Raw genomic sequence first — 1,646 nt, 5'->3', positions numbered from 1 at the left:
GCACCGGGATCGCCTCGCCGGCGGCGGCACCGTGCTGCACCGCCGCGCGATACGCGCCGCGTGCGCCGGCGAGCAGCGCCGAGACGGTCAGCGCGTGCAGCACGGGCAGGAGGGGGGTGAAGCCGCCGAGCCGGCCGGCCGCGGCCAGCACGAGGCCGAACAGCAGGGCCGCCGCCGAGGCGGCGCCGACGGTGCGGGCAAGGTCGACGGGCCCGACATAGCGCCAGGCGATGCGCGGCACCCGCGCGGCGAGCAGCACGACGGCGGCGAGCAGGGCGAAGCCGCCCGCCTCGAGCGCGGTCGCGGCTGGCGGTCGCGCGGCGAGGGCGGCCGGATCGGCGAGCAGCAGCGCCATCGGCCAGGACAGGAAGGCCGCACCGGCGTCCGCCGCCACGATGGACTGGCTTCGGGTCAGACGCTCGCGCAGCCGGTCGAGGATCGCCATGGCGCCGACATACACCCCGCGGGCGGCGGCGGGGAACCGCCGCGCGGCGGAACCTGGTCAGACTCCGCCGAAATCCACGTCCACCACCGTCCCCGCCCGCACCTGCGCGGCCGGCGCGATGCTCAGGCCGGGCAGCACGATCGCGCCGGCGCCGAGAAGGGCGGCCGCGCCGACCCTGACGCCGCCACACAGCCGCACGCCGGGCGCGACGAACACGCCGTCGCCGAGCGCGCAATCGTGATCGACCACCGCGGCGGTATTGACGATGCAGAAGCGACCCACGCTCGCGCCGACCCCGATCACGGCCGCCGCCGAGACGGAGCTGCCCGCGCCGATGTGCGCACCCGCGGCCACCACGGCCGAGGGGTGGATCGCGGTGGCGAGGATGCCGCCCGAGCGCAGGATGGCCTCGCCGAGATCGACGCGTCGTCCCGTGTCGCCCAGCGCGACGATGAAGGCACGGCCACGCTGGAACGCCGGGTCCAGGGCGCGCGCGAAGGGGCCCAGCACCGGCAGCGGGCCCACCGGGCCGGCGACCCGGTCGTCGAGGAAGCCCGCGACCATGCGTCCGCCCGCGCGCAGGATGTCGGCCACCACGCGGCCGTGGCCGCCGGCGCCGACGATGACCACGGGGGTCAGCAGGTCCGGCTCGCCCATCGCCTTCGGCATCAGCGTGGCGCCGTCCGCGGCCGGGGCGGCGTGCTCCCGCCGCGGGCCAGCCGGGGCTGCGCCAGGCGGCGGTGCAGCAGGACGAGCCGGGCCGCGTCCTCCTCCCAGACCCAGGCGTTGCGCAGCGCCTGGCGGCCCGCCGCGCCCATCCGCGCACGCAGCGCAGGATCGGCGGCAAGCGCATCGAAGGCGGCGGCGACCGCTGCCGGGTCGGCGGACGCCACCACCATGCCGTTGCCGGCACGGCGCACCACGGCGGCCATCGCACGGCAGGACTCGGCGACGACCACCGGCAGGCCGAGCGCCATCGCCTCGAACAGCTTGTGCGGCAGCGCGGCCTCATGATTCGTCGGGCCCGGTGCGAACAGCACCAGCGCCGCATGCGCCCGGGCTGCGCGCGCGAGCGCCTCAGCCCGCGGCAGCCGGCCGGTCGCGACGACGCGGTCGGCGAGGCCGAGGCGCGCGGCCTCGCGCGCGAATGCCGCCGCAGAACCGTCCGTGAACGGCCCGACCACCTCGAGCCGGATCGTCC

Annotated in this window: 2 protein-coding genes and 1 pseudogene; all 3 read right to left on the bottom strand. The window is 77.8% G+C overall.

Annotated elements, in window-relative coordinates; genetic code table 11:
- A pseudogene (locus FK498_RS18610) lies at positions 1-445 on the bottom strand (polysaccharide biosynthesis protein); the annotation flags it as partial.
- A 57-nt stretch (positions 446-502) separates the two neighbouring features.
- A complete protein-coding gene (locus FK498_RS18605) occupies positions 503-1,114 on the bottom strand; it encodes a NeuD/PglB/VioB family sugar acetyltransferase (protein ID WP_141857184.1) in 612 nt (203 codons plus the stop codon).
- Positions 1,114-1,646 (bottom strand): glycosyltransferase (locus FK498_RS18600; protein ID WP_141857182.1); only part of this gene is annotated, 533 nt, incomplete at its 5' end. The genes FK498_RS18600 and FK498_RS18605, both read right to left, overlap by 1 nt.

Origin of the sequence: Elioraea sp. Yellowstone, assembly GCF_006704265.1 — a bacterium.
Taxonomy (GTDB): Bacteria; Pseudomonadota; Alphaproteobacteria; order Acetobacterales; family Acetobacteraceae; genus Elioraea.
This window is presented reverse-complemented; position numbering and strand designations above follow the sequence as displayed.